Consider the following 3,647-nt stretch of genomic DNA (forward strand, 5'->3'; position numbering starts at 1 on the left):
GTGGCCCAGCGCTCGACGCTCCCGACCACGACCGGCCCCGGCGACGGGACCCCGGCGGACCGGGCCCCGCAGGAGCCGACCACCGGGAGGGCGGACCGGCCGTCGTCGTCCGACGAGGACGCTCCGCAGGAGTGAGACACGAGCGCCGTCCGACGCTCACCGTGCGTCGATCGCCGCCGGAACGCGCGGACCGCCGTCGCCGCTCGTCGGTCTCGTGCGTGCACTGACCGCACGACCGGATTCGGCGGACGTCCGGGTGGGAACGGGGAGTAGCGTCGCGCGCCAGAATCCACCGGTGGAGGTCCCCCGCCGGGGTCGCGTGCGTCGTCGTCGGATGGGAGTCGACCGGAGTGTCCGCAGCGAGGAACGACGGCCCCGGCCCGGGACGTCACGGTCTCGCCGGACCCTCGGCTCCCCCGCAGGACGCCGGTGAGCCGGAGTGGCCCCTCCCCGACGCGCGCGACGGCCGGATGGACACCGGCGGGCTCCAACGCAACCCGGTGACGGGGCCGAACGCGTTCGGCCTCGGGTCGACGGGCGCCGCGGCGTCGTGGCGCGGGCGGTCCGGGTACGGGTCCTACCACCCGGACGACTCCCTGTTCGACATCGCCGACGACCGGCGCGACGACGGCTCGACCACCGGCCCGTCGCCCGACGCCCGGGGCGCGAGCGCCCCGACCCGCGGCCGGCACGCCCGCCCCGATGACGACGACGACCCCGCGGGCGCGACGACCGACGCCACCCCGCTCGCGCCCTCGCCGTCGCCGTCGTGGGAGGACGCCCCGCCGCACCACACGCCCTCCCCCCGGGACGCCCCGCCCCCGATGGACCGGCTCGCCACGCCCGGTCTGGACGCCCTGTCCGCGCCGGCCGCGTACGAGTCGCCGGCCCCGTTCGAGCCACCGGCTCCGCGCGCACCGGCCGACACCTGGAGTCCGTCCGGCTCCTGGGGCGCCGCGCCCCCCGCGCCCGACACCGCCGATATGGTCTCGGTCGTCCGCGCGAGCTTCGCGGAGATCGCGTCACGCGCCGGCGAGCTGACCCAGCTGTTCTACGGGCTGCTCTTCCAGATCGCGCCGGAGACCCGGGACCTCTTCCCGGCCTCGATGGAGGTCCAGCGGACCCGGCTCCTGCGCGCGCTCATCCACTTCGTGCAGATGGTCGACCGCCCGGACGAGCTGGCGGTGTTCCTGCGCCAGCTCGGGCGCGACCACCGCAAGTTCGGCGTCGTCGGCGCGCACTACGACAAGGTCGGGGAGGCCCTCGTCGGCGCCCTCAAGGAGATCTCCGGGCCGCGCTGGGACGCGCGGACCGAGGACGCCTGGCTGCGCGCCTACGGCCTGCTCTCCCGGGTCATGTCCGAGGCGGCCGACGCCGTGCAGGGCCCGGCCGTGTGGATGGCCCGGGTCGTGGAGCACCGCCGGGTGACCCCCGACGTCGCCGTCATCCGGGTCCAGACCAGCCAGCCGGTGCCCTACCTCGCCGGCCAGTACGTCTCCGTCGAGATCCCCCAGCGGCCGCGGATGTGGCGCACGCTCTCACCCGCGAACGCACCGGGGTCGGACTGCGTGCTCGAGTTCCACGTCCGCACCGTCCCCGGCGGCTGGGTGAGCCGGGCGATGGTCGCCCACGTCTCCGTCGGCGAGGTGTGGCGGATCGGCGCGCCGATGGGGCAGCTGACGCTGGACCCGCGCTCACGCGCCGACCTGCTCATGGTCACGGGCGGCACCGGCCTCACGCCGGCCCGGGCGTTGATCGAGCAGATCCTCCTCGACGGCTCCGACCGCAAGGTGACGCTGTTCGCCGGCGGCCGCACCTGGGACTCGCTGTACGACATCGACTCCCTGCGCCGGATGGCCCAGGACCACCCGAGGCTCACCGTCGTCCCCGTCGTCGAGGAGGACGGGAGCCGCCACGGTGCGGAGACGGGGACCCTCGGCGAGGTGGTGGCCCGCTACGGCGCCTGGGCGGACCGCCAGGTCGTCGTCTCCGGCTCGCCGGCGATGGTGCGCTCGACCGTCGCCGCGATGGTCGAGGCCGGGACCCCGTTCACGCACATCCACCACGACCCGCAGCACACCGACTGACCGACGGCCCCCGTCGGCGACGGCTCACGCCTGCGCAATGGCCCCCTGCGTGGAGAGGTCCAGCGAGACCTGCGGCGAGTGGACGAGCGTCTGGTAGACGACGCAGTAGCGCTCGGTCAGCTTGTGCAGCGTCGCGAGGGTCTCGTCGTCGGCATCCGTGTCGAGGTCGAACGACAGCCGGATGTCCTTGAAGCCGACGGGGGCGTCCTTCGCGACGCCGAGCGTCCCGCGGAAGTCGAGGTCGCCCTCGGCGTGGATCGTCCCGCCGCGGACCTCGACACCCATGGACGTGGCCACCGCGCGCAGCGTCACCCCGGAGCAGGCGACGAGGGCCTCGAGCAGCATGTCCCCGGAGCAGAGCAGCTCACCGGTGCCGCCGGTGGCCGGGTGCAGCCCGGCCTCGACCATCGCCTGCGCGGTCTGCACGCGGCACGCGATGCCCGACCCGTCGAGGTCGCCGTCCGCCTTGAGGACGACGGTGGCCGACTCGGGATCGTCACGGTACTGCTGCTTGAGGGGGCCCTGGGTCTCGGCGAGCTGCTCTTTGCTCATGACTGCCTTGTCCATCCTCCCGAGTCTGCCTGGTCCGGGACCGCCGTGTCCTCCCGGCGACGGGGCCGGCAGGCGAACACCGCGACCGCGCCCAGGAGGGAGAAGGCGGTGGCCACGAGGACGGCCGTGTCGAACCCCTGGAGCAGGCCCACGGGTCCCGGCGGCAGGCCGGGGCGGGTCGCGACGACCGCGACCACCGTGGTGCCGATGGCCGAGCCGACGTAGCGGGCGGTGTTGTTCGCGCCGCTGCCCATCGCCGCGCGCCCGGGCGGCACGCTCGCGACGGCCTCGCGGCCCAGCGCGGAGTTGACCACCCCGCTCGTGATGCCGGCGACCAGCAGGCCCGGGACGTAGCGCCACGGCGAGGAGTCCGGCGTGGCCCCGAGCAGCAGCAACTGCCCGACCGCGACCACGGCGAGCCCGACGGCCAGCTGGATCCGCCCGCTCATCGACACCGGCAGCCGCCGCGCGAGCAGCGAGGTGACGACGCCCGTGGCCGACCACGCCAGCAGGATCACCGCGCCGATCACCGGCGACGCGCCGAGGCCCCGCGACATCACGGTCAGCAGGAACGACGTCGTGGCGATGATCCCGGCACCGGTCGCGAGCGCGCCGAGGGTCGCGGCGAGGAACGGCGGGGACCGGAAGAGCTCCGGGTCGATCATCGGTGCGCGGCGGCGGTGCTCCACGACCAGCCAGATCCCCAGCAGCACGAGCCCACCGAGGACCAGGACGACGACGAGCGGGCGGGTCGGCCCGCCGCGCGCCTCGACGAGGCCGGTGAGCAGCACCCCGACGCCGGCCGCCAGCAGCACCACCCCGGGCCCGTCGACCGGCCGCGGCCGCTCGGCGCGGGACTCGTCGAGCATGGAGCGGGCGACGACGCCGAGCACCACCGCGAGCACCGCCTCCAGCCAGTACGAGGCCGCCCATCCCCCGATCTCCTGCGCGCCGGTGGCGAGCAGCGGGCCGACCGCGATCCCCGCCCCCAGCGCGGCGCCCCACACC

Annotated in this window: 3 protein-coding genes; 1 reads left to right on the plus strand and 2 read right to left on the minus strand. The window is 75.4% G+C overall.

The annotated features are described in order from the left end of the window. Positions 1 to 500: 500 nt before the first annotated feature. On the plus strand, positions 501 to 2,087 hold the full coding sequence (locus AC0CYZ_RS23035; protein ID WP_472219651.1) for a globin domain-containing protein: 1,587 nt from the start codon (positions 501 to 503) through the stop codon (positions 2,085 to 2,087). Between the two features lie 24 nt (positions 2,088 to 2,111). Here AC0CYZ_RS23035 and AC0CYZ_RS23040 read toward each other — a convergent pair whose 3' ends face one another. Together AC0CYZ_RS23040 and AC0CYZ_RS23045 are read right to left on the minus strand one after the other, a co-directional pair. Next, complete coding sequence (locus AC0CYZ_RS23040) at positions 2,112 to 2,639, minus strand: OsmC family protein (protein ID WP_472219653.1); 528 nt, start codon at positions 2,637 to 2,639, stop codon at positions 2,112 to 2,114. After that, the coding region (locus AC0CYZ_RS23045) for an MFS transporter (protein ID WP_472219655.1) at positions 2,636 to 3,647 on the minus strand (1,012 nt) is incomplete at its 5' end. The genes AC0CYZ_RS23045 and AC0CYZ_RS23040, both read right to left, overlap by 4 nt.

It is taken from the genome of Actinomycetospora sp. (assembly GCF_055612215.1).

What these genes read in the sequence shown, in the direction of transcription:
- AC0CYZ_RS23040 (WP_472219653.1), bottom strand. Translation starts at nt 2,639, where the DNA reads ATGAGCAAAGAGCAGCTCGCCGAGACCCAGGGCCCCCTCAAGCAGCAG.